Genomic DNA, 26,274 nt, shown 5'->3' with positions numbered 1-26,274 from the left:
GGGCTTGTCCCGGGCATCCACGTTTGAGGCCAGAGAGACAGAACGTGGATGGCCGGGACAACAAGCCCGGCCATGACGGACAATCAGCTTTCCTTCGCCCCACCCAACGTCCGCACCGCGATCGCGACGCACACCACCATCAGCACCGCAGCAAGCAGGAACGGCGCGCCGGGCAGATGCAGCGGGGCGCTGGCGCCGATGAAATAGGAAAATGTCAGCGTGAACAGGAACGGGCCGACGAGCTGCGAGACGCTCTGCACGCTCGCGGTCGCGCCCTGCAACTGGCCCTGCTGATCGGGCGCGACCAGCCGCGTCATCAGTGCTTGCGAGGCGGCGCCGGAGATACCCCATAGCGCTAGAATGGGAATGCCGAGCCAGGACAGCGGTCCCGTGGGCGCAGCGCCCAGGACGACGAAGCCGAGCGCGCCAGCGCACAGACCGAGCAGCAACGCGTTGCGCTCGCCGAGCGCGCGCACGATCGGGCCGATCGCAAGCCCCTGCACCACCATGGCGCAGATACCGACCATGGCGAGCGTCAGTCCTACGGTCTTGGAGTCCCAGCCGTAGCGATAGGTCGCATAGAGCACGAAGGTCGAGGGCAGGACGACATGCGCGACCTGCGCGATGAAGTTGACGACCGACAAGGCGGCCAGCACGGCATTGGACCGCAACAAATTCAGCGCCCCGACCGGACTGGCACTGCGCCAACGAAACGGTGCACGTTTGTCGGACGCTAGCGATTCCGGCAGGACAAAGAGCCCATAGAGCGCATTGGCGAAGCTTAAGCCCGCCGAGGCCCAGAACGGCAGGCGCGGATCGACATCGCCGAGCAGGCCGCCGAGCGCCGGCCCCAGGATGAAGCCCGCCCCGAAGGCCGCACCGATCCTGCCGAAGACCGCGGCACGCCGTTCCGGCGGGGTGACGTCGGCGATATAGGCGAACGCGGTCGAGATGCTCGCCGAGGTGATGCCGGAGATCACCCGGCCGATGAACAGCCAGAGCAGCGACGGCGCCAGCGCCATCAACACGTAATCGGCCGCGAGCCCGAAATTCGACAGCAGCACCACCGGCCGGCGCCCGAAGCGATCCGACAGTGCGCCGAGCAGCGGCGAGAACACGAACTGCATCAGCGCCCAGGCGGTGCCGAACAGGCCGAAGATGCGCGCCGCATGCGCGGTGTCGTTGTCGACGAAGCTTTCGATCAGCTTGGGCAGGATCGGCATGATCACGCCGAGCGCGAGCATGTCGAGCAGGATGGTGACGAAGATGAAGGCGACCGCGCCGCGCCGGATCGGCGCTGCACCCTGCGCCGTCGCCCCGCCGGAGCCGTCACTCACGACGGCCGCTTGCGCTTGTGCGCGAAGGGATTGGCCTTTTCGCGAAGCGTGATGCGGACCGGCGTGCCCGGCAGTTCGAACGTCTCGCGCATCGAGTTGGTGAGATAGCGCAAATAGGATTGCGGCACCGCATCGGCACGCGAGCAGAACAGCACGAAGCTCGGCGGGCGCGCCTTGGTCTGGGTGATGTAGTTCAGCTTCAGCCTGCGCCCGGAGACGGCCGGCGGCGGATTGGCCTGGATCGCCTGCTCGAACCAGCGATTGAGCGCAGCCGTCGGCACACGCCTGTTCCAGATCGCATAGGCGTCCTGGATCGCCTGCATCAGACGGTCGATGCCCTCGCCCATCAGGCCCGACACGGCGACGATTGGCACGCCCTTGAGCTGCGGCAGCCAATGGTCGGCGTCGCGGCGCAGGCCCGAGATCGCGCCGCCGCCCTTGGTCTCCATCAGGTCCCATTTGTTGACGGCAAGCACGACCGCCCGTCCCTCGCGCTCGATCAGATCGGCAATGCGCAGGTCCTGCTCCTCGAAGCGGTTCTGCGTGTCCATCATCAGCACGACGACTTCGGCAAAGCGCACCGCGCGCAACGCGTCCGCGACCGATAGCTTCTCCAGCTTTTCCTCGATGCGCGAGCGCCGGCGCAGGCCCGCGGTGTCGAACACGCGGAAATCGCGGCCCTTCCAGTTGATCTCGACCGCGATGGAATCGCGCGTGGTGCCGGCCTCCGGGCTGGTCAACAGGCGCTCCTCGCCGAGCAGATGATTGATCAGCGTCGACTTGCCGGCATTGGGCCGGCCGACGATGGCGACCCGGATCGGACGCGTGGCGGCCTCTTCCTCCGAGATCGGCGCGTCGTCCTCGTCCTCGTCCTCATCGACCGGCTCGGGCATCAGCTTGGCAAGCTCGTCATAAAGCTCGCCCATGCCCTCGCCATGCTCGGCCGAGATCTGGATGGGATCGCCGAGGCCGAGCGCAAAGGCTTCCATCGCACCGGCATCGCCATGCTTGCCTTCGCTCTTGTTGGCGACCAGCAGCACCGGCTTGTTGGCCTTGCGGGCGAAATCGGCGAAGGCACGATCGGTCGGCGTCAGGCCGATACGGGCGTCGATGACGAAGAACAGCGCGTCGGCCTGGGCGATCGCGGTCTCGGTCTGCTCCTGCATGCGCGCGGTCAGCGAGCCCTTGGCACCCTCGTCGAGGCCGGCGGTATCGATGATGGTGAACTCGAGATCGCCGAGCCTGGCCTCACCCTCGCGACGGTCGCGGGTGACGCCCGGCAGGTCATCGACCAGCGCGAGCTTCTGCCCGACCAGACGGTTGAACAGCGTCGATTTGCCGACATTGGGCCGGCCGATGATGGCGATCGTGAAGGACATCGGTCATTCGTGCGCTGCCGGGGCTGCGCCTGTCAATGCAACGGGACTAATTGTTTGAGCATGATCTTTTCGGAAAACCGCTTCACACTTTTCCGGATCATGCTCTATCGCGAGAAGCTGCCGCTCGGCAGCGGCGCCGGGAAGGCGCTTTGCGACTGCTGCTGCGGGGCCTGGGCCGGTTGCGCCTGCTGGACGGGCTGATCCGGCGGCGGCGCGGTGGTACGCCTGCGGACGATCTTGTGCTTGGGCGGGGGAGCCGCCGTCGCCGGCGCGGCCTCCGGCTGGACCTCGCCATCGACTTCGCCGGCGGGCGCTTCAGCCGGTGCGGCCGCCGTGGCGGGCTGCCTGGACTTCGCTGACTTGGCCCCCTTCGCCGGCCTCGCCGGCTCGGGCGGAGGCTCGGCAGGCAGCGCCGCGACGGCCGGCGCGTTCGGATCGGGCTGCTGCTGCGCGCCCTTGTACAGGTCCTTCGGCACGCCCTGCTCGAGGCCCGGCACGCCCTCGGGAAACACCGGCTTGCGGTCGCCCGGCAGCTTCTTCTTGGTGTCGAGGAAGTCGAGCATGTCGCTTGGATCGAAGCTGGAGCAGCCGCCCAGGACGCCAGTGAAGGCGATCAGGACAGCGGCTGCGATCAAGCGTGGCGTGCGGCGCATCTTGTGTCTCGTTACGTCAGAGAACCGTCGTCAGCTTTTGGCGACGGGGGGCAGCAGGGCTTGAAGCGCCTCGGCGCGCGAGCGCAGGCCGGGCGGTGTTTCGTTATCCTCGGAGATCGCGTCGAGCCATTTGCGGGCCGCGGTCATGTCGTTGTTGCGCCAGGCCGAAAGCGCCAGCATTTCGCGGGCGCTGTGGCGGAAGGTCGATTTCGGCGCGGCGGAGGCCTCCAGCCGCTGCTGCATGTCGGCATAGCTCGCGCTGTCGAGCATGAGACCGGCGGCCCGGAGCTTGGCCAGATCCTGCCACTCGCCGCCGACGCTGCGATCGGCGGCGATGTCGTCATACATTTTTGCCGCGGCCTTGGAATCGCGGCTGGCGGCCTCGCCCGCAGCGCGCAGCCGCGCCAGCGTGCGATAGCCCGACGGGGCCTTGGCGGCGAGCTCGGTGAAGGCCTTCTCCGCGTCCGCGTGCTTGTCCTGCTCGGACAGCTCGACGGCCTTCTCGAAGGCCGCGCCGGCCTCGGCGGCTTTCTTGGACTCCAGATACTGATAGCCGCGCCAGCCGGCGACGCCAGCGACGATCAGCACCATCAGGACGATGAAGTAGATCGAATACTTGTCCCACAGCTTCTTGAGCTGTTCGCGACGCATTTCCTCGTCGACTTCGCCAAATAAATCAGACACTTATGCCAATCCCATGCCCATTCGGGTGCGCGCGCCAAAGCGTTCGCGTCAGGAATCCCGTTCCCCACGTGGCGGCGAGGTACCCTAACGATATGGCGGTGGCAAGGCAAAGCGAGCCCAATCAAGGCGTTAACCACCCCGGAAAGGCCCGGAGAACCGTCTGCCCAGCTCAGCTTCCGAGCAGCTCCCGCAGCTGCCGCTTCAGCACCTTGCCATTGGCATTGCGTGGCAACGGCTCGGCGGTGATCGCCACGGTCTCGGGAACCTTGTAGTCGGACAGCCGCTCCGCGCACCAGGCCCGCAAGTCGGTGTCGGCGACCGGGCTGCGCGTCACCACGACGGCGTGGACGCGCTCGCCCAGCACCGGACAGGCCTTGGCGATGATCGCGCTCTCGACCACGGCGGGGTGGCCGGCCAGCACGGATTCGACCTCGGCCGAATAGATCTTCAGGCCGCCGCGGTTGATCATGTCCTTCTGCCGGTCGAACACGCGGACGAAGCCATCGGCATCGACGGAGCCGAGATCGCCGGAGTGCCAGAACCCGCTGGTGAAGCTCTCGGTGGTGGCCTTCGGATTGTTCCAATAGCCCTTGATGACGGAGGCGCTCTGGATCCAGAGCTCGCCGATCTCGCCAGGAGGCAGCTCGCGCCCGTCCGCCCCCATCGCGACGATACGCGCGCCCGGACACGGCAGGCCGACGCTGTCGATATGGCTCTCGGTCAGCTCGCCCGGCATGATCGTCGAGGGCGACGTCGTCTCGGTCGCGCCGTAGCAGTTCATCAGCTTCAGGCCGGGAATCTTCGCCTTGAGCCTCTCGATGGTCGCGACCGGCATCGGCGCGCCGCCGAAGCCGCCGATGCGCCAGCTCGACAGGTCATAGCCGTCGAAATCGGGCTGGAGCAGGCAGAGATTGTACATCGCCGGCACCATCACGGTGTAGGTGACGCGCTCGCGCGCGGCGAGCTTGAGGTAATCGGCCGCCTTGAACTCGGGCATGATGATCAGCGCGCCACCGCAGCGGATCATGGTCGTGATGTTGGCGACGACGCCGGTGACATGGCCGAGCGGCACCGCGGCGACCGAGCGATCCGCTGCCGTCAATTGCAGACAGGACACGAACACCATCGAGGAGTGGACGATGTTGCAATGGGCCAGCATCGCGCCCTTCGGCTTGCCCGTGGTGCCCGAGGTGTAGAGGATCATCGCGGTGTCCTCTTCGTTCACCTCGACCGGCGCAGGCGCCGCCGCGTTGTCGGAAAGCGCGGCGAAGCGGGACCGGGCCGGATCGTCGTCGATGGCGATGCGATGGATCAGATCGGGCGTATCCTGCGCATCGGGCAGCCGCTCGGCGAGCGCTGCCTCGTGGATCAGGAGCTTCGCGCCGCAATCGGCAAGCACATAGGCAATCTCCGGCTTTTGCTGACGCGTGCTGAGCAGGACTGTGACCAGCCCCTCATGGGCGGCGGCAAACAGCAGCAGCGGAAATTCGATGCGGTTGCCGAGCAGGATGGCGACGCGGTCGCCGCGCTCGAGGCCAAGCTTGCGGAACCCCGCCGCGATCCGCGCGGCCTGCTCCACCGCCTGCCGCCAGCTCAGGCGGACATCGCCGCAGATCAGCGCTTCGCCGTCTCCATTGCGGTCGCAGGCTTCCGCGACCATCGCCCAGAGGCCAGCCGGCCGCTCCGCGAACGCCGGCACCACCCGATCGCCAAAGCGCACCTCGAGCCGCATCGGCGGGATCTGAGATTGCGACCAATCCATCGAAGAACCTCGGCTTGTTGCTCTTGCCAGCTTCCGCGCATGGACAGCCGGGTTGCGTCTTGTGCTGACCGGCTAGACCCCGATCACGGGGACGCCGATCACGACCGGATGGAACGCAAAGGCCAGCGCCAGGTAAGCAACGACGCCGACCGCGACTGCGATCAGATCGTTGCTGACGCCGCCGACGGGTATCGGCGGCCCACCGCCATCGGTGCGACGCTTCAGCGTGATGCGATCATACACCGCCCAGCCCAGGAACGAGCCAAACAGGATGATGGAGCCGAGATCGCCATTGGCGAGCAGGTGCGCAGCGGCCCACAGCTTGATGCCGGCCAGCATTGGATGCTTCAGCGTCGCATAAATGCGGCCGCGCAAGTAAGAGGCCACCACCAGAATGACTGCGGGCAGCATCAAAGCCAGCGTGATGTGCTTCATCGCCTTCGGCGGATACCAGAGGTCGATCCAGCCGGTGCTGCGGTAATGGGCATAACCCCAGATGATCAGCGCGAGCCCCGCCAGCGAGACCAGCGAATAGAGGATCTTGTAGGTCCCCTCGCCGAGCTTCGCGATCGCCTGCGCGCGCGCCTTGCGTTTCGTCGTGAAGACATGGGCTGCGAAAAACAACACCAGCCCCAGGATCATGACCACCAGACCCACGACTTCCTCCCCTTCGGCCAGCGCCCCGTCTCTGAGGTATCATCGATCGGCGGCCGCTCGCAACTCTCACGCCTCATGGTGAGGAGGCGCAACGCGCCGTCTCGAACCATGCAGGCCCGGCTGTTGCAACACCTCGGCCTTTCATCCTTCGAGACGCGCGCGAGCGCGCTCCTCGGGATGAGGGGATAGAGCTATTTGTCGAGCTCGCGATTGTCGACATAGCGGATTGCATGCTGGGCTGACCGTCGAGCACGGTGCACGGATCGTCCGAGAAGGGGATAGGCTTGATCTGCGGGAGCCGCAAGTCGGCGGCGGCCGATGCTGCCAGTCGGAGAGATGAGAATGCCGCGCCACATGATGCGCAAGATTACCCGAGTTGAAGATGGCATTGCTTCTCACAACGCCAACCCCGCAGTTATTCACGTGCTCGCGCTCAACCCGGGGTCGTCGCCCGGCCTGCCGTCTTCGCTGAAGCGTCGTCGGCCGAGTACCCTCCCGGCCCGGCGTAGCTTTGGAGGTCTCTGCGTCCCTCGGCTGTATCGACAGTTTGCCTCACATCCCGAGGGGAGAAGCTCGATAACCCGAGGACGGCGGTCTGGAGTTTGCGTCCTAACCCCATACCTGGCTTCTCCACGACCAGATGGACCGTGGTTGCAACAGCCACCGAGAGAGGGACGGTAATCCCGACCATCAAAGCGAGCCGGATGACCGGATCGGAGGTGACCAGGGAGACGGCGGCTGCTACCAAGATAAGCGCGGGAATATGCGCGACATAGACGGAGTATGAGATCTGACCAAGCATGCGTAGTGGCGCCGCCTGCAACAGCCTAATGGGGTTGCAAGCGAGCACGGCAACTAAGACGGCCGCGCCGGTGGTCTCTAAACTGTGCTGGGCCAAAAGTCCTAGATTATCCATCGCGCCGAGGTTGACGCGGAGCGCCTCGATAGAGCCCAGGTGCCAACCCGAGAATGATCGCGGGCCGATCACGGCGTGAGCGAATACGAGCAGCATCGCGCCTCCGATGCCCCAGTAGCGTTCAACGCGAAACTGGACCTTCTCGACCAGCCTATAGGTCAGCACGCCAGCAGCGAAACTGAATAGCAACATGTTCGTCATCACCCAAAGCGGAACAAGATGGGCGGGCCAGAATTGCAGGCCGAAGCAGAGAATCAAAGCCAGCGGTGCGTTGAGCAACATAAGCGGCAACAATATGCTGCCAACGATTTCGACGTGCAGGGTCCAGTAGACCGGGTTGATCTCATTGGTCGCAAAGAGAAGACAAGAGCTGGCCCCGCAAATTCGGACAGTAGCTTGAGTGGATTTTCTGCCTGACAGCGGCGAGGATTCTTGCTGCGAATCAGGAGCGAAGATGACGAAGAAGAGCCGCCGGACGCATTCTCCGGCATTCAAGGCGAAGGTTGCTTTGGCTGCGGTCAAAGGAGACAAGACACTGGCGGAGCTGGCGCAACTGTTTGATGTTCATCCGAACCAGATCACGATCTGGAAAAACCAGCTCCTGGAAGGCGCCGCCGGCGTGTTTGGGCATGACAAGACATCGGCCGAGACGCCGGTCGATTTGAAGGCGTTGCATGCCAAGATCGGCGAGCTGGCGTTGGAAAACGATTTTTTGTCCGGCGCGCTCACCAAGGCGGGCCTGCTGAGCGCAAAGCGATGATCGACCGCGGTCATGATCTTTCTATCGTGCGCCAGGCGAAGGTCCTGAAGCTGGCTCGCAGCACGGTCTACTATGAACCTCGGCCAGTTTCGGCCGAGGACCTTGCCTTGATGCGTCGGCTCGATGAGCTGCATCTCGATTATCCCTTCGCGGGAGCGCGTATGCTGCGATCGTTGCTGCGGCGGGAGGGGGTATACGCCGGTCGCCGCCACATCGCGACGCTGATGAAGCGCATGGGGATCGAGGCGGTCTATCGTCGCCCGAACACGAGCAAGCCGGCTCCGGGTCACAAGATCTACCCGTACCTGTTGCGCGGATTGAAGATCGAGCGGCCCGACCATGCGTGGGCAATGGACATCACCTACATTCCGATGCGGCGTGGCTTCGTCTATCTCGCGGCGGTCGTCGATGTGTTCAGCCGACGGGTCCTGGCCCATCGCGTCTCGATCACAATGGAGGCGGCCTTCTGCGTCGAAGCGGTCCAGGAGGCGTTGGCGAAGCACGGCAGGCCCGCGATTTTCAACACGGACCAGGGCAGCCAGTTCACCAGCCTCGAGTTCACCGATGTGCTGCTGGACGCGAAGATCGCCATCAGCATGGATGGCAAGGGCGCCTGGCGCGACAACGTGTTTGTCGAGCGGCTCTGGCGCACGGTCAAATACGAAGAAGTTTATCTCCGCGCCTACGACAGCGTGTCCGAGGCGCGAGCGTCAATTGCCAAGTATCTGGCCTTCTACAATCAGGGACGCCCTCACTCGAGCCTTGACGGGCGCACGCCCGACGAGGCTTACTTCGGCACGCAAGCTATGGTGATGGCCGCATGACCGTCGCCGACGATTTTGTCGTCGCTCTGGTCGGGCTACGCCCTCCCGACGCAACGACAAAATCGTAAAGCCCCGCGTTCAGCATAACCCGGCAGGAATCCACTTAAATCCAGCGGGGCGCTGTCCAAACAACCGGGGCCAGCTCTACAGCCAGGCAGCCGATCTGCCGACGCGGTGAACGTCGGCCTCAACCAATCACTAAGTGGTAAGTCGGGTACCCATTGGCGAGTCAGAGCCGCTACAAGAAGTGCTATGAGGAGACCAACCCACGCCAGCGGGACTATGCGGAACAGCCGACGTACATAGTAACCGGTCACAGCTCGCAGGGAGTAGCCATCGAAGGAACTCGCCAGCACGAAACCGCTGAGGACGAAGAATAAAATGACCGGCGCCCTCCCGCTCATCGGGACGAGCAACAGGTTTTGGAAGCCAACCGAGAACTCTGGCGTCCAGGTGACCACGCAATGAACAAGGATCACCATAAGCGCGGCCAGTCCACGCAAAGGTTCCAAAGCCGGAAAGTATCGCTTCTGCATCACGCCGATTGGCCAAGACGGTCTATCGCAGCGAGCGCGGCATCGGGGCCGAGCTCGTTGGGAGCATTGCTGTACTGTACCACCATGTAGTCGGGACGCTTATCGTGACCCTCGGCCAGCTGTCGGACCCTGATCAACGCATCGGAAGCTAGGCTCCCCATGCCTTTACTGGCCGCGATCTCACCGGCTTTGAGAGCCCAGAAGTAGTCTGGTGTGAGGCTGATCACCTTGTGCAGCGCCTGCGCGACGAGCTGTTGATCGATCGTCTTAGAGGCAAAGAGCAGGTATCGATCTTCTGTGAAAGGCAGCGCGTCGAACGCCTTCAGAAATTCGGCTTGGCGCTGTTCGGAGATCCCGCTTGTCTCCTCCAACTCGATGATCAGGTCGATGGCCGATCCAACACCCGGAACCACATCGAAGTTACGAGAGCTCAGGAAACCCTGACGGTAATGCCCGTTGTCGTCGTGACAGTCGACAGCGACTCGGAAGTCGACCGACTGGCGCCTGCCGCCGGACGAGCCAATGGGTGACGTGTGAAGTTGCTCGCCGTGGAAGAGAATTGCGTCGCCAAAAGCAAGCGTGAACTCCGCGTGCTTGCCAAGCGCCGCGAGCGCCTCCGGAGTGCAGTTCTGGTCGAATATGGGCTCCCGATACAAGTGAGGATAGACGCGCAGGATTCCGTCCGCATCCGCATCATGAAGGGGAAACCACATGTTGAACTGAAACAGGTGGTGCGGCCGATTGAAATCTCGATGGATGTTCGCCGGCGTTGGCATAAAAATCTCAGTCAGCCCAGCCGGTGTCGCTCGCTGAAAATCCGTGCCCTCGAAGCGGCCCGACGCCTTGGCTGCGTCTACGACCTCTGGCGGTAGAACAAGCCGCGGTATGCCGCCGTCGTAACGCGTGGGATTTGGCAGCTCCATCGCAGAGAAGAAGTCGTGGAGGAGCCGAGACCACAATCGTTTCGAACGGAAATCCTTAATGGCGTGGCTGAGGCCCTGCAGCGTATCCAGAGACGGGGGAACCCCGGTGCGGTAGAACAGTTCGAGCTCGGACGCGGCCTTGGGACCCGCGAGCTCGATCATTTTCAAGCGGCCGGCTTTGATCGGTTCGATGTTCCGCACGAGCACGACTTGACCGGACCGCAGGGCGCCAAACACATCGATCCGGCCGTTCAGGACGTCCGAATACTCGGCATCGACCAGCGACGCCGTGCTCTTAGACGGCTTCCCGAAAAGTCGCTTACCAATGTCGCGCAACATATCTGCCCCCTCAGGACGCCCCCCTGCTTCGACAACGACACATTAACCGATGACAGTTCAAGGCGCCCCTCCCTTTCGGCCAGCGCCCCGTCTCTGAGGTATCATCGATCGGCGGCCGCTCGCAACTCTCACCCCTCATGGTGAGGAGCGCGCCCTTGCGCGCCGTCTCGAACCATGCGGGCCCGGCTGTTGCAACACCTCGGCCTTTCATCCTTCGAGACGCGCGCGAGCGCGCTCCTCGGGATGAGGGGATAGAGCTATTTGTCGAGCTCGCGATTGTCGACATAGCGGATTGCGATCGGCCGCCCCGCGAGCGCGCCGCCGAGTCCGCTGGTGAACTTCAACGGCAGGCAGGCCTTCAGCGATGAATTGATAGCGCTGAGATAGGTGGTCCTGATCTCGGCGGGCACGCCCGCGGTCGCGTATGTGAGACGCGGCGGGCCGATCAGGCCGCCCGTCTTGTTAAAGCTGAAGCGCACCGACATCTGCATGCCTGCACGCGCATGGTCCGATGGCGGCGACCAGCAGCTGCGCAGCTCGGCGAAGAGGTCGCCGATGGTGTCGAGATCGTGATCGGGCTTCTGGTATTTGGCGCGGTCGGCCTCGGACGGCACGCTCTGGATCGTGAGCTGAAGGTTCTGGCCGTAGGGGTAGTCGATCTCGGGAATGCAGGGGCCGGGCTCGAGCGGGCTGCAATAGGACGGCGTGCAGGGCCGGCCGTCGAGTACGCTGCACGGCTCGTGCGAGAACGGGATCGGATTGATCTGCCGCGGCCGCGCGTCGGCTGGGGCGGCCGAAATTGTCGCCTGCAAAAGAAGAGCAAGAATGCAGCGCGACATGTGCCGAGACCGCAATGGCATTTGCAACAGGTGGCGACGGTTGTGAAAGGTTCAAGGCTGGCCGCGATACGACGATGGCCTTGCCGACAGAATTTCAAAGCTACCCCGTGCAGGCAGCCGCACCAGGTAGAAGACTCACTCGGCAGCAAATTCGCGTCACTCGATAATTCGATCCGCTTGTGCCACCAGCGTGGGCGGCAAGCTCAGCCCTAACGCATTGGCTGTCTTGAGATTGAGCAGGAACTGGAATTCATTCGGCTGCTGGACCGGCAAGTCCGTCGGACGCGCCCCTCTCAAGACGCGGTCGACATAGTCCGCCGCGCGACCGACGAGATGAGGAATCGAGACGCCGTACGACATCAGCCCACCCTCTGTGACGAAGAATGGGAACGGATACATCCCCGGCAGACGGTGGGTGGCCGCCAAGTCGAGAATCAATCGCCGGTGAACGATTGGGAACGCGTCGGGAAAGATCAGCAGCCCGCCGTGTGGCTGCTCGGCAAAGCGGGAGATCGCCTGTTCGAGCTCGGCGGCGTCGTGTGCGGGCGCCGGAACAAGCTGGAGCTGGACAGCCGGAATGACCGCCTCCACGGACGGCATCAAGATCATGGGAGCCGTTCGCGGATTGAAGACCGCGGCGACCCTTCGCATCTCCGGTGCGGCCTGCTTGAGCAGTTGCAGCCACTTGCCCGCCATTTCAGGCTCGAAAGTCGTGAAGCCCGTGATATTTCCACCGGGCTTGCCCAGACTTTGAACGAATCCCGCACCCACTGGATCGGCAACGACCGCGAAGACGATCGGCAAGCTCGGCGCGCGGCGCCTCAAGGCTTCCACTGACGGCGTGCTGATCGCCAGAAGCACGTCCGGCCGCATCTCCACCAGCTCGGCCGCCTGAGCATCCGCCAGATTCGGATCGCCGGCCCACCAGCGATAGTCGATCTGGATATTGCGTCCCTGTTCCCAACCGAGTTCACCCAGACGCTGTCGCAGTTTCTGGTAGCTGGCCTGGCTCTCCGGATCGCTGGCCTTGCCTCCCGCCAGCGCACCGATCCGCCGCACATGACCTTGCGCGGATGCGCCGAACGGGTATGCCGCCGCGCCCGCAGCGAGCATGATGAATTCGCGCCGCCTCATGACCGTCGACCTCGCTATGCGTTGCCGTCCTGCATCACGGAGAACGTCCGGGAAACATTACCCCTTCTTCTTGACGTCCTTGACGTTGGTGAACTCGATGCCCTCGGCCCGCTCCCTTGTGTAGCCGAGATAAAACTCGTTTCGTGCCAGATACACGGGATCGCCGTCCACATCGTCGGCGATGCTCGACGTATTGGCGGCGATGAAGGTGTCGAGCTTCTTGCGATCCTCCGAGGAGACCCAGCGCGCCAGCTGGAACTCGCTGACCTCGAACTCCACCGGCAGCGAATATTCCGCCTCGAGCCGCGCCTTGAGCACGTCGAGCTGCAGCGCGCCGACGACGCCGACCAGCGCCGGCGCACCGTCGCGCGGCCGGAACACCTGCACCACGCCCTCTTCCGACATCTGCTGCAGCGCTTCCTTCAGCTTCTTCGCCTTCATCGCATCGGTGAGACGAACGCGGCGGACGATTTCCGGCGCGAAGCTTGGCACGCCGACGAAGTTGAAATCCTCGCCCTCGGTCAAGGTGTCGCCGATGCGCAGCGTGCCGTGATTGGGAATGCCGACGACGTCGCCGGCAAAGGCTTCGTCCGCCACCGAGCGATCCTGCGCGAAGAAGAATTGCGGGCTCGACAGCGGCATGCTCTTGCCGGTGCGCACGAGCTTGGCCTTCATACCGCGGCTGAGCTTGCCCGAGCAGAGCCGCGCAAACGCGATACGGTCGCGGTGGTTCGGATCCATGTTGGCCTGGATCTTGAACACGAAGGCGCTCATGCGCGGATCGGTGGCCTCGACCTTGCGCTGGTCGCTGTCCTGCGCGCGCGGCTCGGGCGCGAACCTGCCGAGGCCCTCCAGGAGGTCGCCGACGCCGAAATTGCGCAGCGCGCTGCCGAAATAGACCGGCGTCAGATGGCCTTCGCGGAACGCTTCGAGCTCGAACGGCTTCGACGCCTCGGTGACGAGCTCGAGCTCGTCCTTCACCGCCGACACGTCTAGGTTCGCATTCAACTTGGCGAGCTCTTCGATCTCGATCTGCTGCGCCGCGCCGGTCTTGGCGCCGCCGCCTTCGAGCAGGCGCACGCCGCCATTGACGACGTCATAGGTACCGAGGAAGTCGCGGCCGCGGCCGACCGGCCAAGTCATCGGCGTGGTGTCGAGCGCCAGCGTCTTCTCGATCTCGTCGAGCAGCTCGAACACGTCGCGGCTCTCGCGGTCCATCTTGTTGATGAAGGTGATGATCGGGATGTCGCGCAGGCGGCACACCTCGAACAGCTTCCGGGTCCGCGCCTCGATGCCCTTGGCGGCGTCGATGACCATGACCGCGGAATCGACCGCGGTGAGCGTGCGGTAGGTGTCTTCCGAAAAGTCCTCGTGGCCCGGCGTGTCCAGGAGGTTGAAGACGAGGCCTTCGAACTCGAAGGTCATCACCGAGGTCACGACCGAGATGCCGCGCTCGCGCTCGATCTTCATCCAGTCCGAGCGCGTGTTGCGCCGCTCGCCCTTGGCCTTGACTTGGCCGGCGAGATTGATCGCGCCGCCGAACAGCAGCAGCTTCTCGGTCAGCGTGGTCTTGCCGGCGTCGGGGTGGGAGATGATCGCAAAGGTCCGCCGCCGCGCCACTTCGGCGGCAAGCGGAGAACGGGCCGGCGATTCGGCTGCGGTGGTGGCGATGTCGGACATGGCGGGAGCGTTTGGCAGGGAAAATGGGCCTGATCAAGCCTCATTTGGTGATTGCGGGGGCCTCCGGCCAGCCCCATATCGGCCTTCGGGAGGGACGACCTTCCCGTTTCTCAGCACCTCAGCGGGGACGACCCTGCCTTGATTGGAGGGTCGTCATGGCCTGGAGCATCCTGTTCGTCGCCGGTCTTCTCGAAATTACCTGGGCGATCGGACTGAAATACACCGAGGGCTTTAGCCGGCTTGTTCCGTCCGTGGTCACGCTCGCGGCCATGGCCGGCAGCGTCATCCTGCTCGGATTCGCGCTCAAATCACTGCCCGTGGGAACCGCCTACGCGGTCTGGACCGGGATCGGCGCGGTCGGCACCGCGACGCTCGGGATATTTCTGTTCGGCGAGCCGGCGACCGCCCTCCGGCTTGCCAGCATGGGACTGATCGTGGCCGGCATCATCGGGCTGAAGCTCGTCACTTGACGAGCTGGACCACCCACCAGGTCAGCGCGGCGACGATCGCCGAGGCCGGAATCGTGATCACCCAGGCATAGACGATGGAGCTGGCGACGTTCCAACGCACGGCCGAGACGCGGCGGGCGGCGCCGACGCCGACGATGGCGCCGGTGATGGTGTGGGTGGTCGAGACGGGAACGCCGAGGAAGGTCGCCATGAAGAGGGTCACCGCGCCGCCGGTCTCGGCGCAAAAGCCCTGCATCGGCGTCAGTTTGGTGATGCGCAGCCCCATGGTGCGCACGATGCGCCAGCCACCCATCAGCGTGCCCAGCGCCATCGCGGCCTGGCAGGACAGCACCACCCAGAACGGCACGGAGAACTCGCTGCCGAGATGGCCCTGCGAATAGAGCAGCACGGCGATGATGCCCATGGTCTTCTGCGCGTCGTTGCCGCCATGACCGAGCGAATAGAGCGAGGCGGAGGCGAATTGCAGGATGCGAAAGGCGCGATCGACCGCGAACGGCGTCGAGCGCACCGAGGCCCAGGACACGATCGCCACCAGCACCATCGCGAGCAGGAACCCGACGAGGGGCGACAGCACGATGGCCAGCACCGTCTTGGACAATCCGCTCCACACCGCCGCCGAAATGCCCGCCTTGGCCAGGCCGCCGCCGACGAGCCCGCCAATCAGCGCATGCGACGACGAGGACGGGATGCCGAGCGCCCAGGTCACGAGGTTCCAGACGATGGCACCGACGAGCGCTGCAAAGATCACCTGGGCATCGACCACTGCGGGATCGATGATGCCGGTGCCGATGGTCTGGGCGACGTGCAGCCCGAACACCAGGAAGGCAATGAAATTGAAGAACGCAGCCCAGAATACAGCGAATTGCGGCCGCAGCACGCGGGTTGAGACGATGGTCGCGATCGAATTGGCGGCGTCATGCAGGCCGTTCAGGAAGTCGAACAGCAGCGCGACGGCGATCAAGCCGACCAGGATGGGAAGACCCAACGCAGCATCCACGGCGGCCCGCCCTACACCTGCTCGATGACGATGCTGTTGATCTCATTGGCGACGTCGTCGAAGCGGTCGGCCACCTTTTCGAGATGGTCATAGATCTCGACCCCGACGATGAAATCCATCGCATTGCCGTCGCGATGCTTGAGGAACAGCTCCTTCAGGCCGATGTCGTGGAGATCGTCGACACGCCCCTCCAGCTTGCCCAGCTCTTCCGTGATCGCAGTCAGCATGGCGACGTTCGGACCGATCGACTGCATCAAGGGCAGCGCGCGTCCCACCAGATTGGCGCATTCGATCAGGAGCCCGCCGATCTCGCGCATCGGCGGCTCGAAGGTGCGGACTTCGAACAGCATCACCGCCTTGGCGGTCTGCTGCATCTGGTCGATGGCATCGTCCAGCGATGTGATCAGGTTCTTGATGTCGCCGCGGTCGAACGGGGTGATGAAGGTGCGGCGCACCGCCGTCAGCACCTCACGGGTGATGTTGTCGGCATCGTTCTCGAACTGGTTGACGCGCTGGCAATAGACCGGCGTCTCCTCGCCCCCGTTCAGCATGCCCTGGAGCGCGATCGCGCCCTGGATCACGGTCTGGGCATGACGGTCGAACAGGTCGAAGAAGCGTTCTTCCTTGGGCAGGAAAGCACGAAACCATCGCATCATGGGGATAGGCTACCGGCTGGAAATGGTCAGGCCCGAATGGGCTGTCATAAAACTGTCATAGACCATTTTCGATCCGCGCGCGTGTCATCTCGCGCGCGGAGCCGGATCATCCACCGCTTTCCAGCGGCGAGTAAATCGAAGGTAGATCAGCTACTTAGAGCGATCGCCGGAAGTAATGCGCAATTTCGCCGATGACACCGCGGCGGAAGGTGAGCACGCAGACCACGAAGATCGCCCCCTGGATCACCGTCACCCATTGGCCAAACCCCGCCAGATACTGCTGCATGGCGATGATCACGAAGGCGCCGACCACGGGACCAAAGATGGTGCCGAGACCGCCAACCAGCGTCATCAGCACGACCTCGCCCGACATCGACCAGTGCACGTCGGTGAGCGAGGCGTTCTGCGCCACGAACACCTTCAGCGCACCGGCAAAGCCGGCCAGCGTGCCTGACAGGACGAAGGCGAGGAACTTGTACTGGTCGGTGCGGTAGCCAAGCGAGATCGCGCGCTGCTCGTTCTCGCGGATCGACTTCAGCACCTCGCCGAACGGCGAGTTGATGATGCGGAAGATCAGGAGAAAGCCGGCAAGGAAGCCGACCAGCACGACGTAATAGAGCACCGTCGGCTTGGAGAGGTCGAGCACGCCGAACATGCGTCCCTGCGGGATGCCCTGGATGCCGTCCTCACCATGGGTGAACGGGGCCTGGAGATAGATGAAGTACAGGAGCTGCGACAGCGCCAGCGTGATCATCGAGAAATAGATGCCTTGGCGGCGGATCGAGATGTAGCCGGTGATGATCGAGAGGGCGAACGCCGCGACGACGCCGACGAGGATGCCGAGCTCGGGTGGCAGCGCCCACACTTTCAGCGCATGCGCGCTGCAATAGCCCGCCGTCCCCAGGAACATCGCGTGGCCGAACGACAGCAGGCCGCCATAGCCGACCAGCAGGTTGAAGGCACAGGCGAGCAGCGCGAAGCACAGCGCCTGCATCACGAAGAACGGATAGACTCCCGTGAACGGCACCGCCGCCAGCAGCAGCGCCATCACCACGAAAACGATCATCTCGTCGCGCATGGCGCGAGGAGTTACCGGCAGCGTGTCGTCCGTCAGGGTCGTCATATCAGGCTGCCCTTCCCGTCAATCCCGTTGGCTTCACCAAGAGCACCAGCACCATCAGCACGAACACGACGGTGTTGGAGGCCTCGGGATAGAAATATTTGGTCAGGCCCTCGATCACGCCGAGCGCAAAGCCGGTGATGATGGAGCCCATGATCGATCCCATGCCGCCGATCACGACCACCGCGAACACGACGATGATGAGGTCGGCGCCCATCAGCGGCCGCACCTGGTTGATCGGCGCCGAGAGCACGCCGGCGAGCGCGGCAAGACCGACGCCGAGACCGTAGGTCAGCGTGATCATGCGCGGCACGTTGATGCCGAAGGCGCGCACCAGCGTCGGATTTTCAGTGGCAGCGCGCAGGTAAGCGCCGAGCTGCGTCTTCTCGATCAGGAACCAGGTCGCAAGGCACACCACCAGCGAGAACACGACGACCCAGCCGCGATAGATCGGCAGGAACATGAAGCCGAGATTCATGCCGCCCCTGAGCTGGTCCGGAATGGCGTAAGGCAGGCCGGACGAGCCGAAATAGTTCTGGAACACGCCCTGGACGATCAGCGCGATGCCGAAGGTCAGGAGCAGGCCGTAGAGGTGATCGAGCCCGGTCAGCCATTGCAGCATGGTCCGTTCCAGGATCATGCCGAAGATGCCGACGATGATCGGCGCCAGCAGCAACGCCCACCAGTAATTGATGCCGCCGAGGTTCAACAGGAAATAGGCGACGAAAGCGCCCATCATGTAGAGCGCGCCGTGGGCGAAATTGATGATGTTGAGCATGCCGAAGATCACGGCAAGCCCGAGACTGAGCAGCGCGTAGAACGAGCCGTTGATCAGTCCCACCAGTAGCTGAGCGTAGAGAGCCTGCATCGATCCCGCACCCGGTCCCTTCTTGTCATTCCTCAACGGCAGGCCGGCGGCGTTGCGCGCCGGCCTGTACCGTCACCGTTACTTCTTCACGAGCGGACAGACGCTCTCGGACAGCGGCCGGAATGCCTGATCCGCCGGCGTCGTGCCGATCAGCTTGTAGTAGTCCCAGGGTCCCTTGGATTCCTCGGGCTTCTTGACCTCGAACAGATAGGCGGGATGAAGCTTGCGTCCGTCCGCGCGGATCGTTCCCTGACCGAACAGCCCATCGTCCGTCGGCATTTCCTTCATCTTGGCGACCACCTTGGCCCCGTCATGCGGGTTGCCGCCCATGGCCTCCAGCGCCTTGAAATAGTGGAGCAGGCCCGAATAGACGCCGGCCTGCACCATCGAAGGCATCGCCTTGTTCTTCATGCGCTCGGAAAAGCGTTTGGAGAAGGCGCGAGTGCCGTCGTTCAGGTCCCAGTAAAAGGTCTCGGTGAAGTTCAGTCCCTGCGCAACCTTCAATCCGAGCGCATGGACGTCGGTGATGAACAGCAGGAGCCCCGCGAGCTTCTGGCCGCCCGAGACGATGCCGAACTCCGCCGCTTGCTTGATCGTGTTGGTGGTGTCGCCGCCGGCATTCGCCATGCCCACGATCTTGGCCTTCGACGCCTGCGCCTGGAGCAGGAAGGAGGAAAAATCCGCCGTATTGAGGGGATGCTTGACCGTGCCGATCACCTTGCCGCCTGATTTGAGGACCACGGCAGTGGTGTCACGCTCGAGCGCATGGCCGAAGGCGTAGTCTGCGGTCAGGAAATACCAGGTATCGCCGCCGGCCTTCACCAGCGCCTGCCCCGTGCTGTGGGCCAGCATGTAGGTGTCGTAGACCCAGTGCACCGTGTTCGGCGAACACTGGGCGTTGGTCAGATCGGACGTCGCCGCGCCCGTGTCGATCAGAATCGAATTCTTCTCCCGGACGACATTGTTGACCGCGAGCGCCACGCCCGAGTTCAGAACGTCCATGAAGATGTCGACCTTCTCGACATCGATCCACTGCCGCGCAATCGCAGTCGCGATGTCCGGCTTGTTCTGATGGTCGGCCGAGATCAGGTCGATCTTCCAACCCTTCGCACTCAGGCCGGCATCCTCGATGGCCATCTGCGCCGCCAGTGTCGATCCTGGCCCGCCGAGGTCGGCATAGAGCCCGGAATTGTCAGTGAGCACGCCGATCTTGATGGTCTTGTCCTGAGCCGTCGCCGCACTCGTTGCCGTGAGCGCGATGGCGGTGCCGAGCAACATTGCTGAAATGATCCGTCTCATGGCCGCTCCCAATACCCTCTCTTTATACTCATCAGTGAAATTCGCTCGGCCGCCGCTCAGACACCGAGATAGGTGTGGAGCTTGTCCATGTTGGCGGCAAGCTCGGCGTTGGAAAACCCATCAATGATCTTGCCGTGCTCGACCACATAGTAACGGTCGGCCACGGTCGATGCGAAGCGGAAGTTCTGCTCGACCAGGAGGATGGTGAAGCCCTCCTTCTTGAGCCGCGCAATGGTGTGGCCGATCTGCTGGATGATGACGGGCGCAAGGCCCTCGGTGGGCTCGTCCAGCATCAGGAAGCGCGCGCCGGTGCGCAGGATGCGCGCGATCGCCAGCATCTGCTGCTCGCCGCCCGACAGCTTGGTGCCCTGGCTCTTGAGCCGCTCCTTCAGGTTCGGGAACAGATCGAAGATCTGATCGAGCGGCAGTCCGCCTTCCCGGACCACCGGCGGCAGCATCAGATTCTCCCGCACGTCGAGGCTGGAAAATATCCCCCGCTCCTCCGGGCAGAACGCGATGCCCATGCGCGCGATCCTGTCGGAGGTCGCGCGGATGATGTCCTGGTTGTTGAACTTCACCGAGCCGGTACGCTTGCCGATGATGCCCATGATCGACTTCAGCGTGGTCGTCTTGCCGGCGCCGTTGCGCCCGAGCAGGGTGACGACCTCGCCCGCATTCACGTCGAAGTTGATCCCGTGCAGGATGTGGGACTCGCCGTACCAGGCTTCGAGGTTGCGGACTTGAAGGATGTTGCCGCCGGTCGCAACCTTTGCCGGAGCCTCGGCGATCGCAGTGTCAGGCATGACCGGCTCCCAGATAGGCTTCCTTGACGCGCTCGTCCTTGGTGAGCTCCGAGTAATGGCCTTGCGCCAGCACCTGCCCGCGCGTCAGCACGGTGATGATGTCGGAGAGATTGGCTACGACGCTGAGATTATGCTCGACCATCAGGATGGTGTATTTCGCGGAGATGCGCTTGATCAGCGCCGCGATCTTGTCGATGTCCTCGTGGCCCATGCCGGCCATCGGCTCGTCCAACAGCATCATCTCAGGGTCGAGTGCCAGCGTCGTTGCGATCTCCAGTGCGCGCTTGCGCCCGTAGGGCATCTCGACTGCGGGCGTGTTGGCAAACTCGCTGAGGCCGACATCGTTCAACAGCTCGCGCGCGCGATCGTTGAATCGGTTGAGCACGGATTTGGAGCGCCAGAAGTCGAACGAAGAGCCGTGCTGGCGCTGAAGCGCGACGCGGACGTTCTCCAGCGCGGTGAGATGCGGAAATACCGCCGAAATCTGGAACGAACGAACCAGACCCATGCGGGCCACGTCGGCCGGCGCCATCGCCGTGATGTCCTGCCCCTTGTACAGGATCTTTCCGGCAGACGGCTTGAGGAACTTGGTCAGAAGGTTGAAGCAGGTCGTCTTGCCGGCCCCGTTCGGGCCGATCAACGCATGAATGCTCCCACGGCGAACCCTAAGCGCAACGTCGCGGACGGCGAAGAAGCCCGCGAACTCCTTGGTCAAGCCTTCCGTTTCGAGAATGAACTCATCGGCCAAACAGATTTCCCCCTGCCCGCGCGACGCGCTGGCCGCGCGTGGCTGTCCTTGTTTACTTCGGCTTTCCGGATGTCTTGGAGCCAATTGGAGCCCATCCGGAACGCCTCCTCCGGGCGCGGAATATGCCGGAGGTGATGGGGGTTAGGCAAGGCGGAAAGCTGAGCAGATCAGGCCTCCGGCTGGGATACAAATGCTCCCTTAGTCGGAGATGTTTGATGGCGCCTGCCCGGCCTCCCGGTTCGCAAAAGCACCGGTCGTCAAGTCGTCGTTAACGGTCTTTCGTCCCGCGCGCCAGCCTTCATAGAAAATTTTCCCGCGGCGAGGATCATGTGCGGGCTTCTGAATGCCGGGAATATTGTTTTGGATTTCGCAAGCGCCGCGCCCTCCGTCGTCAAGTCGATCAGGCAGCGTGATCTCCTGAACACGTGGCTGCGACTTTATGCGCGCCAGCAGGTCACACCGGCGATCTGGGAGTACCAGCCCGCGCGCCTCGAGGAAGAGCTGTCTGATCTCATCTATTATACGGTCGACGGTTCGGGACCGACGCCGCACCTGACCATCCAGAGCGAAAACACGCGCATCTCGCGCGCCTATGGACACACCGGCAAGGGCATCCTGCTGCACGACTATGTCGGACCGCGGCTCGCGCCCTTCGTGATGCCGGTCTATCATGAATGCGTCGCGCGCGGGCTTCCGGTCTACAGCGTTGCCGACGTCGACGATATCTACGGACGCATCGTCGCCTATGAGCGGCTGCTGCTGCCGTTCCAGACCGAGGACAAGGTCAGCCACGTCATCGCGTCGGTGAAGACGTTCTGCGAGGACGGCGGCTTCGAGATCAAGAACCTGATGCGCGGAAATGACGCGCCACCACGTCCCCGGCTACGCGCCGTGATCGATCGCGACCTGTTTCATCGCACCCCTGGCCGTATCGCGGCGGCGGACGTCGTCGAGCTCGCCGATCAGTCCGGCTCCAGCGTCTCCACCGAGACCATCGAGCTGAACTAGCGGTCGACGCGATCCGGCACCTACTCTATTTGGTCCTGACTTCCTTGGCGTAGATATCCGGCTTGAAGCCGACCAGCAGCTTGCCGCCGATTTCCAGCACCGGCCGCTTGATCATCGATGGTTGCGCTAGCATCAACGCCAGCGCCTTCTTCTCGCTGAGGCCTTCCTTGTCGGAATCGGGCAGCTTCTTGAAGGTCGTGCCGGCGCGATTGAGCAACGTCTCCCAGCCGACCTTGTCGCTCCACTGCTTGAGCTTGTCCTTCTCCACCCCCGCCGTCCTGTAGTCGTGAAACTCGTAAGCGACGCCATGACTGTCGAGCCAGGCACGCGCCTTCTTCATGGTGTCGCAGTTCTTGATGCCGTAGATGATATTGGGCAAGTCATTCCTCGCGCATGCGTGATGCTTCGGCTGCAACGTTGTACGAAACTCCGGTTCGCGCGACAATATTGCGAACCACGCCATCCCGAACGGACAGATGATGCACGTCACCCACGATCCTGCGGCCGCCGCCTTGCCGGCCATCGATTTCAACAGCTTCCTCGCGGTCGATATCCGCGTCGGCACCATTGTCGACGCAAAACCGTTTCCGGAGGCGCGCAAGCCGGCGTGGCGGCTGTGGATCGACTTCGGCCCTGCGATCGGCGTACGCAAGAGCTCGGCGCAGATCACCGAAAATCATCCGCTCGAGACGCTGGTCGGACAACAGGTCGCCGCCGTCGTCAACTTCCCGCCACGTCAGATCGGCCCCGTCGTCTCCGAGGTGCTGACGCTCGGCTTCCCCGATGCCGAAGGCAAGGTGGTGCTGGTGCAGCCGAGCAAGCCCGTGCCGAACGGCGGACGGCTGTTCTAGCTTCAGGGCCGCTGCGGAATGTTCAGCCCGCGCTGCACCGCCGGACGCGCAAGGCCCCGTTCGAGCCAGGCGCCGACCGATTTGAACTGGGCGAATTCGACCAGATCGCCGGCGCCATAGAAACCGATGAGATTGCGCACCCAGCCGAGCATGGAGATGTCGGCGATGGTGTAGGCGTCATCCATGAACCATTGGCGGCCGGCTAGATGCGTCTCCATCACGCCGAGCAGGCGCCTGGCTTCGTCGACGTAGCGGTCACGGGGCCGCTTGTCCTCGTAATCCTTGCCGGCGAATTTGTGGAAGAAGCCGACCTGGCCGAACATCGGCCCGATGCCGCCCATCTGGAAGTGCAGCCATTGCAGTGTCTGGTAGCGGCGGGCGGCGTCCATCGGCAGCAGCTTGCCGGTCTTCTCGGCGAGGTATTGCAGGATCGCGCCGGACTCGAACAGCGGCAGCGGCCTGCTGCCGGGACCGTTGGGATCAAGGATCGCGGGGATCTTGCCGTTGGGATTGAGGGAGAGGAATTCCGCCGTCTTCTGGTCGTCCTTGCCGAAATCGACGAGATGGACCTCGTAAGGCAATCCGATTTCCTCCAGCATGATCGAGACCTTGACGCCGTTGGGCGTCGGCAAGGAGTAGAGCTGAAGCAGCTCGGGATGCTTGGCCGGCCAGCGCTTGGTGATGGGAAAGACGGACAGATCGGACATCGGGACCTTCGGAGCAGGGACTGAGGCGCGCCCAATCTAGGCAAGACGCCGCACGGCGCAAGTCGCTCTTCGTCCCGTGGAAGGCTTAAGGCGGCAGCGTTGCCAACGCCACGATCGGGGTCCTCACCTGATACTGCAGTCGATACTCCGTGAACCGCTGGCCCGTGATCAAAAGCAGAGCCGTAAAGGCAATCGCGAGCATCGCGGTTGCCCATTGGCAGACGTCGTACATGGTCTTTGTCCCTCAGCAGCCTTGGCTTAAACGTCGGCTGAAATGCCATGTTCCTGATCCGACCGAAAATATTGCTACTTTTTCCCGCATTGTGGAAGAAGCCAGCGCACTGTTCCGCTGCTGCGCGACGGGACCATTGGGCCGTCAAAGCGTTGTCGCTGGATGAGCATCGAGAAACGCGCCCTACTCGACCATGCCGAGCGTTGTCGCCGTGTCGCCGGTGAGCTTGCGCATCGCGAGGCTGCGCGGCGACTCGAGTCGATGGCCGACGAGTACGAAAAGAGAGCCGCAAGCCTGGATGAGGACGATGTTGGTCTGAAGCATGCTCATCATCGTCGCGGCTATGAAGGAGACGGAAGCGCACGCGAAGGATGACCGGCGTCAATAGTTGATCTCCATCCGCAAGCCGTGCGGATCGGTCTTGCCGTCACCGACGGAGTGCGTGCTGTCGCGTGCCGCGACCGCGCAGGCGCAGGCATCGATGAGATCGTCGCGGCCGATGCCTGTGCCGTGGCGTAGCGTCAGCCATCTTTCGATGCTGGTGAAGCCTTGATCTTTCAGCAGGGTAATGCGCTGCGCTCGGCCGCGCGGCGACGTCTTCGGCTCGAGCCGAACGCGGCCGGCCAGATTCCAGAAGATCAATTCCGGGTGCGCTTCTCCGATCGTCACTTGCAGCGCAGGCGTCATGACGTCGTCGACCTCCTTGAGCTTGTCCCTGATATTCCAGAGCTGCGCTGAAACGCCCCTGCCCTTACCCTCGTGCTTCCAATAATAGCGATTGGCCGCGGCCATGTCGGCGAACGTCCAGAGATCGCGGCGCGCGCCGAGAAACACGGAGGCGCCGATCAGCTCACGCGCCTGCAGATCGCAGGTGCGATAGCCGCTCCACTCCAGGCCGATCGGCATGTCGATCATCGCGCGTGCATGCGGCATCGCCAGCAGGCGCGTCAGGCCCGGCGAATAGTCGAAGCCGTGATCGCCGCGCGCGTCGATCCACGCTGCGACCCAGCCGCAGCGAAATCCGTCGAGCCCGAGATAGTTCGGCACGACAGCCGTCTTGTCGTCGGTGTCCTGCAATTTTCACACGCGCTTCGCTTGACATCCGCAAGTTGCGGGCGTATCTCCCGCGGCCTCGCGAATACTTCCGTTCGCGACAGACCATGAACCGAGCGATGTCGAACCGCTACGAAAGAATTGTCCGCATGCCGAATAGCCCCAAGCTATTCGATGTCGCATGCCCGGCTCATGGGAGCGATCTTGCCTGACCGCAAGATCGACCGTCCGCTTCTCACGGACCCTCCCGAGCCTGCCGCTCCGGAGGGTTTTTTGTTGCCCGCCGCGCGGCTCAACCGAACATCCCGGCATGGGCCGGAACGGGAGACCCGGATCCCGGGGCTCGCGCTGAGAAGGCGCGTGCCCAAGTGCGCGGGGCCTGCCGGAGGGAACGAGGCGATGAGCCGGACACCGATGGCAGAGCGAACCCAAAGGGTTCGCAAAGTGCGGCGCGCCGATAGCGCCGCGATAGAATTTTCTTGAAATTGGTTGGCCGCAATGATCGCGGCCCAACCGACGCCGGTGGTGAAGATCTCGGATACTTCTCCGCAAGGCAAAGCGGGTAATGCCTCCCGCCTTTGACACACGCACCGGGATGCGGCCTCGGAAAAGGTACGCTCGCGGCCCGGCGCAGGATCTGTCCGCAAGGACAGCTCCTGCGTTGTCGTCACTGAAAGCCGACATCGCCCGTTCCCCAGCGCACCCATCAATGGCCGATGCGAAAGCATCGGTCTGGCGGTGGTGAAGATGACTGTTACTTCGGTAGAGCGCCGTGCTGGCTTGCCAGAACGGAGGTCGCGGGTTCGTCTCCCGCCGGCTGAAATGCCGTAGCTCAGTTTGCCCGACAGGGCAGCAACAGCATCGCCCGTTCCCCGCCAACCCCATCACGATCCGTGGTGAAGATGTCTGTTACTTCGACTCATAATCGAGAGGTCGCGGGTTCGAATCCCGCCCGGTGTACATGCACCGGTAGCTCAGTGGATAGAGCGCTACCTGGCCTGCAAGGGTAAGCTGCAGGCCGGGGTCTCAGCATCGCCTG

27 protein-coding genes are annotated in these 26,274 nt (G+C 63.5%); 4 read left to right on the top strand and 23 right to left on the bottom strand.

The features are described 5' to 3' along the window. Positions 1-83 precede the first annotated feature (83 nt). The 7 genes from LPJ38_RS22245 to LPJ38_RS22215 form a co-directional block, all read right to left on the bottom strand. Complete coding sequence (locus LPJ38_RS22245; protein ID WP_145632454.1) at positions 84-1,337, bottom strand: TCR/Tet family MFS transporter; 1,254 nt, start codon at positions 1,335-1,337, stop codon at positions 84-86. Further along, complete coding sequence (der, locus tag LPJ38_RS22240) at positions 1,334-2,716, bottom strand: ribosome biogenesis GTPase Der (protein WP_145632457.1); 1,383 nt, start codon at positions 2,714-2,716, stop codon at positions 1,334-1,336. Before der ends, LPJ38_RS22245 begins: the two co-directional genes overlap by 4 nt. Positions 2,717-2,820: 104 nt before the next feature. After that, positions 2,821-3,369, bottom strand: coding sequence for a hypothetical protein (locus tag LPJ38_RS22235; protein ID WP_145632460.1), 549 nt, complete (start codon positions 3,367-3,369; stop codon positions 2,821-2,823). Between the two features lie 30 nt (positions 3,370-3,399). After that, positions 3,400-4,053, bottom strand: coding sequence for a tetratricopeptide repeat protein (locus tag LPJ38_RS22230; RefSeq protein ID WP_145632462.1), 654 nt, complete (start codon positions 4,051-4,053; stop codon positions 3,400-3,402). 169 nt (positions 4,054-4,222) lie between these two features. Beyond that, on the bottom strand, positions 4,223-5,815 hold the full coding sequence (locus tag LPJ38_RS22225) for a class I adenylate-forming enzyme family protein (protein WP_145632465.1): 1,593 nt from the start codon (positions 5,813-5,815) through the stop codon (positions 4,223-4,225). A gap of 72 nt (positions 5,816-5,887) precedes the next feature. Continuing rightward, positions 5,888-6,472 carry an NnrU family protein gene (locus tag LPJ38_RS22220; protein WP_145632469.1) on the bottom strand — a complete coding sequence of 195 codons (585 nt, stop codon included), beginning with the start codon at positions 6,470-6,472 and terminating at the stop codon, positions 5,888-5,890. A gap of 433 nt (positions 6,473-6,905) precedes the next feature. Next, positions 6,906-7,883 carry an acyltransferase family protein gene (locus LPJ38_RS22215; RefSeq protein ID WP_158644755.1) on the bottom strand — a complete coding sequence of 326 codons (978 nt, stop codon included), beginning with the start codon at positions 7,881-7,883 and terminating at the stop codon, positions 6,906-6,908. Between LPJ38_RS22215 and LPJ38_RS22210 the strand changes: the two genes are divergently transcribed. Next, positions 7,843-8,972 (top strand): IS3-like element ISRj2 family transposase gene (locus tag LPJ38_RS22210; RefSeq protein ID WP_109866565.1). Its coding sequence is split into 2 segments (ribosomal slippage): positions 7,843-8,095 and positions 8,095-8,972, totalling 1,131 coding nucleotides; the frame shifts between segments, so codons are not numbered across the junction. The genes LPJ38_RS22215 and LPJ38_RS22210 overlap by 41 nt on opposite strands. 35 nt (positions 8,973-9,007) lie before the next feature. On the opposite strand, the gene LPJ38_RS38325 is transcribed toward LPJ38_RS22210, so the two are convergent. The 5 genes from LPJ38_RS38325 to LPJ38_RS22190 form a co-directional block, all read right to left on the bottom strand. Continuing rightward, positions 9,008-9,454: an acyltransferase family protein gene (locus tag LPJ38_RS38325; RefSeq protein ID WP_430640296.1), complete on the bottom strand. Its 447-nt coding sequence runs from the start codon at positions 9,452-9,454 to the stop codon at positions 9,008-9,010. 53 nt (positions 9,455-9,507) lie between these two features. Beyond that, positions 9,508-10,770: a phytanoyl-CoA dioxygenase family protein gene (locus LPJ38_RS22205; RefSeq protein ID WP_145640990.1), complete on the bottom strand. Its 1,263-nt coding sequence runs from the start codon at positions 10,768-10,770 to the stop codon at positions 9,508-9,510. Positions 10,771-11,027: 257 nt separating this feature from the next. Further along, the gene (locus LPJ38_RS22200) at positions 11,028-11,609 is read right to left on the bottom strand and encodes a hypothetical protein (RefSeq protein ID WP_167520718.1); all 582 of its coding nucleotides are present in this window, start codon (positions 11,607-11,609) and stop codon (positions 11,028-11,030) included. 156 nt (positions 11,610-11,765) lie between these two features. After that, a complete protein-coding gene (locus LPJ38_RS22195) occupies positions 11,766-12,743 on the bottom strand; it encodes an ABC transporter substrate-binding protein (protein ID WP_145640994.1) in 978 nt (325 codons plus the stop codon). A gap of 57 nt (positions 12,744-12,800) precedes the next feature. Beyond that, positions 12,801-14,423 carry a peptide chain release factor 3 gene (locus LPJ38_RS22190; RefSeq protein ID WP_060735831.1) on the bottom strand — a complete coding sequence of 541 codons (1,623 nt, stop codon included), beginning with the start codon at positions 14,421-14,423 and terminating at the stop codon, positions 12,801-12,803. A 155-nt stretch (positions 14,424-14,578) separates the two neighbouring features. Between LPJ38_RS22190 and sugE the strand changes: the two genes are divergently transcribed. Beyond that, positions 14,579-14,893 carry a quaternary ammonium compound efflux SMR transporter SugE gene (gene sugE / locus LPJ38_RS22185; protein WP_145640997.1) on the top strand — a complete coding sequence of 105 codons (315 nt, stop codon included), beginning with the start codon at positions 14,579-14,581 and terminating at the stop codon, positions 14,891-14,893. On the opposite strand, the gene LPJ38_RS22180 is transcribed toward sugE, so the two are convergent. The 7 genes from LPJ38_RS22180 to LPJ38_RS22150 all read right to left on the bottom strand — a co-directional run bounded on the left by LPJ38_RS22180 (position 14,886) and on the right by LPJ38_RS22150 (position 21,384). Then, positions 14,886-15,890 (bottom strand): inorganic phosphate transporter, encoded by a 1,005-nt coding sequence (locus LPJ38_RS22180; RefSeq protein WP_145641001.1) that lies wholly within the window; start codon positions 15,888-15,890, stop codon positions 14,886-14,888. The two genes, sugE and LPJ38_RS22180, sit on opposite strands and share 8 nt — an antisense overlap. A gap of 11 nt (positions 15,891-15,901) precedes the next feature. Beyond that, positions 15,902-16,546 carry a DUF47 domain-containing protein gene (locus LPJ38_RS22175; protein WP_008551979.1) on the bottom strand — a complete coding sequence of 215 codons (645 nt, stop codon included), beginning with the start codon at positions 16,544-16,546 and terminating at the stop codon, positions 15,902-15,904. 154 nt (positions 16,547-16,700) lie between these two features. After that, positions 16,701-17,669, bottom strand: a complete 969-nt coding sequence (locus LPJ38_RS22170) for a branched-chain amino acid ABC transporter permease (protein WP_145641004.1) — start codon at positions 17,667-17,669, stop codon at positions 16,701-16,703. Position 17,670: 1 nt separating this feature from the next. After that, the gene (locus tag LPJ38_RS22165) at positions 17,671-18,534 is read right to left on the bottom strand and encodes a branched-chain amino acid ABC transporter permease (RefSeq protein WP_145641006.1); all 864 of its coding nucleotides are present in this window, start codon (positions 18,532-18,534) and stop codon (positions 17,671-17,673) included. A gap of 78 nt (positions 18,535-18,612) precedes the next feature. Beyond that, on the bottom strand, positions 18,613-19,833 hold the full coding sequence (locus LPJ38_RS22160; RefSeq protein ID WP_145641008.1) for an ABC transporter substrate-binding protein: 1,221 nt from the start codon (positions 19,831-19,833) through the stop codon (positions 18,613-18,615). A 56-nt stretch (positions 19,834-19,889) separates the two neighbouring features. Then, entirely contained in the window at positions 19,890-20,636 is a 747-nt protein-coding gene (locus LPJ38_RS22155; RefSeq protein ID WP_145641009.1) for an ABC transporter ATP-binding protein, read from the bottom strand. Continuing rightward, a complete protein-coding gene (locus LPJ38_RS22150) occupies positions 20,629-21,384 on the bottom strand; it encodes an ABC transporter ATP-binding protein (RefSeq protein ID WP_145641011.1) in 756 nt (251 codons plus the stop codon). Before LPJ38_RS22150 ends, LPJ38_RS22155 begins: the two co-directional genes overlap by 8 nt. 327 nt (positions 21,385-21,711) lie before the next feature. Here LPJ38_RS22150 and LPJ38_RS22145 point away from each other — a divergent pair, with 327 nt between their 5' ends. Next, on the top strand, positions 21,712-22,392 hold the full coding sequence (locus tag LPJ38_RS22145) for a hypothetical protein (protein WP_167520719.1): 681 nt from the start codon (positions 21,712-21,714) through the stop codon (positions 22,390-22,392). A gap of 25 nt (positions 22,393-22,417) precedes the next feature. Here LPJ38_RS22145 and LPJ38_RS22140 read toward each other — a convergent pair whose 3' ends face one another. Then, entirely contained in the window at positions 22,418-22,771 is a 354-nt protein-coding gene (locus tag LPJ38_RS22140) for an ArsC family reductase (protein WP_145641017.1), read from the bottom strand. Positions 22,772-22,871: 100 nt separating this feature from the next. Between LPJ38_RS22140 and LPJ38_RS22135 the strand changes: the two genes are divergently transcribed. Continuing rightward, the gene (locus LPJ38_RS22135; RefSeq protein ID WP_145641175.1) at positions 22,872-23,243 is read left to right on the top strand and encodes a tRNA-binding protein; all 372 of its coding nucleotides are present in this window, start codon (positions 22,872-22,874) and stop codon (positions 23,241-23,243) included. Between the two features lie 2 nt (positions 23,244-23,245). Here the strand turns inward: LPJ38_RS22135 and LPJ38_RS22130 are convergent, their stop codons facing one another. The 3 genes from LPJ38_RS22130 to LPJ38_RS22120 all read right to left on the bottom strand — a co-directional run bounded on the left by LPJ38_RS22130 (position 23,246) and on the right by LPJ38_RS22120 (position 25,229). Beyond that, positions 23,246-23,950 carry a glutathione S-transferase family protein gene (locus LPJ38_RS22130; RefSeq protein WP_145641020.1) on the bottom strand — a complete coding sequence of 235 codons (705 nt, stop codon included), beginning with the start codon at positions 23,948-23,950 and terminating at the stop codon, positions 23,246-23,248. Between the two features lie 415 nt (positions 23,951-24,365). Continuing rightward, the gene (locus LPJ38_RS22125; RefSeq protein ID WP_158644799.1) at positions 24,366-24,506 is read right to left on the bottom strand and encodes a hypothetical protein; all 141 of its coding nucleotides are present in this window, start codon (positions 24,504-24,506) and stop codon (positions 24,366-24,368) included. Positions 24,507-24,563: 57 nt separating this feature from the next. Further along, positions 24,564-25,229 (bottom strand): DUF429 domain-containing protein, encoded by a 666-nt coding sequence (locus tag LPJ38_RS22120; protein WP_145641177.1) that lies wholly within the window; start codon positions 25,227-25,229, stop codon positions 24,564-24,566. Between the last annotated feature and the right edge of the window lie 1,045 nt (positions 25,230-26,274).

This window comes from Bradyrhizobium daqingense (assembly GCF_021044685.1).
GTDB lineage: Bacteria > Pseudomonadota > Alphaproteobacteria > Rhizobiales > Xanthobacteraceae > Bradyrhizobium > Bradyrhizobium daqingense.
The sequence above is the reverse complement of the archived record's forward strand: the minus strand, read 5'-3'. Positions and strand labels throughout refer to the sequence as shown.

Coding starts and splice junctions, on each gene's coding strand:
- der (WP_145632457.1), bottom strand. CDS start 2,716: ATGTCCTTCACGATCGCCATCATCGGCCGGCCCAATGTCGGCAAATCG.
- LPJ38_RS22235 (WP_145632460.1), bottom strand. CDS start 3,369: ATGCGCCGCACGCCACGCTTGATCGCAGCCGCTGTCCTGATCGCCTTC.
- LPJ38_RS22225 (WP_145632465.1), bottom strand. CDS start 5,815: ATGGATTGGTCGCAATCTCAGATCCCGCCGATGCGGCTCGAGGTGCGC.
- LPJ38_RS38325 (WP_430640296.1), bottom strand. CDS start 9,454: ATGGTGATCCTTGTTCATTGCGTGGTCACCTGGACGCCAGAGTTCTCG.
- LPJ38_RS22205 (WP_145640990.1), bottom strand. CDS start 10,770: ATGTTGCGCGACATTGGTAAGCGACTTTTCGGGAAGCCGTCTAAGAGC.
- LPJ38_RS22200 (WP_167520718.1), bottom strand. CDS start 11,609: ATGTCGCGCTGCATTCTTGCTCTTCTTTTGCAGGCGACAATTTCGGCC.
- LPJ38_RS22195 (WP_145640994.1), bottom strand. CDS start 12,743: ATGAGGCGGCGCGAATTCATCATGCTCGCTGCGGGCGCGGCGGCATAC.
- LPJ38_RS22190 (WP_060735831.1), bottom strand. CDS start 14,423: ATGTCCGACATCGCCACCACCGCAGCCGAATCGCCGGCCCGTTCTCCG.
- sugE (WP_145640997.1), top strand. CDS start 14,579: ATGGCCTGGAGCATCCTGTTCGTCGCCGGTCTTCTCGAAATTACCTGG.
- LPJ38_RS22175 (WP_008551979.1), bottom strand. CDS start 16,546: ATGATGCGATGGTTTCGTGCTTTCCTGCCCAAGGAAGAACGCTTCTTC.
- LPJ38_RS22170 (WP_145641004.1), bottom strand. CDS start 17,669: ATGACGACCCTGACGGACGACACGCTGCCGGTAACTCCTCGCGCCATG.
- LPJ38_RS22165 (WP_145641006.1), bottom strand. CDS start 18,534: ATGCAGGCTCTCTACGCTCAGCTACTGGTGGGACTGATCAACGGCTCG.
- LPJ38_RS22160 (WP_145641008.1), bottom strand. CDS start 19,833: ATGAGACGGATCATTTCAGCAATGTTGCTCGGCACCGCCATCGCGCTC.
- LPJ38_RS22155 (WP_145641009.1), bottom strand. CDS start 20,636: ATGCCTGACACTGCGATCGCCGAGGCTCCGGCAAAGGTTGCGACCGGC.
- LPJ38_RS22145 (WP_167520719.1), top strand. CDS start 21,712: ATGTGCGGGCTTCTGAATGCCGGGAATATTGTTTTGGATTTCGCAAGC.
- LPJ38_RS22135 (WP_145641175.1), top strand. CDS start 22,872: ATGCACGTCACCCACGATCCTGCGGCCGCCGCCTTGCCGGCCATCGAT.
- LPJ38_RS22130 (WP_145641020.1), bottom strand. CDS start 23,950: ATGTCCGATCTGTCCGTCTTTCCCATCACCAAGCGCTGGCCGGCCAAG.
- LPJ38_RS22125 (WP_158644799.1), bottom strand. CDS start 24,506: ATGCTTCAGACCAACATCGTCCTCATCCAGGCTTGCGGCTCTCTTTTC.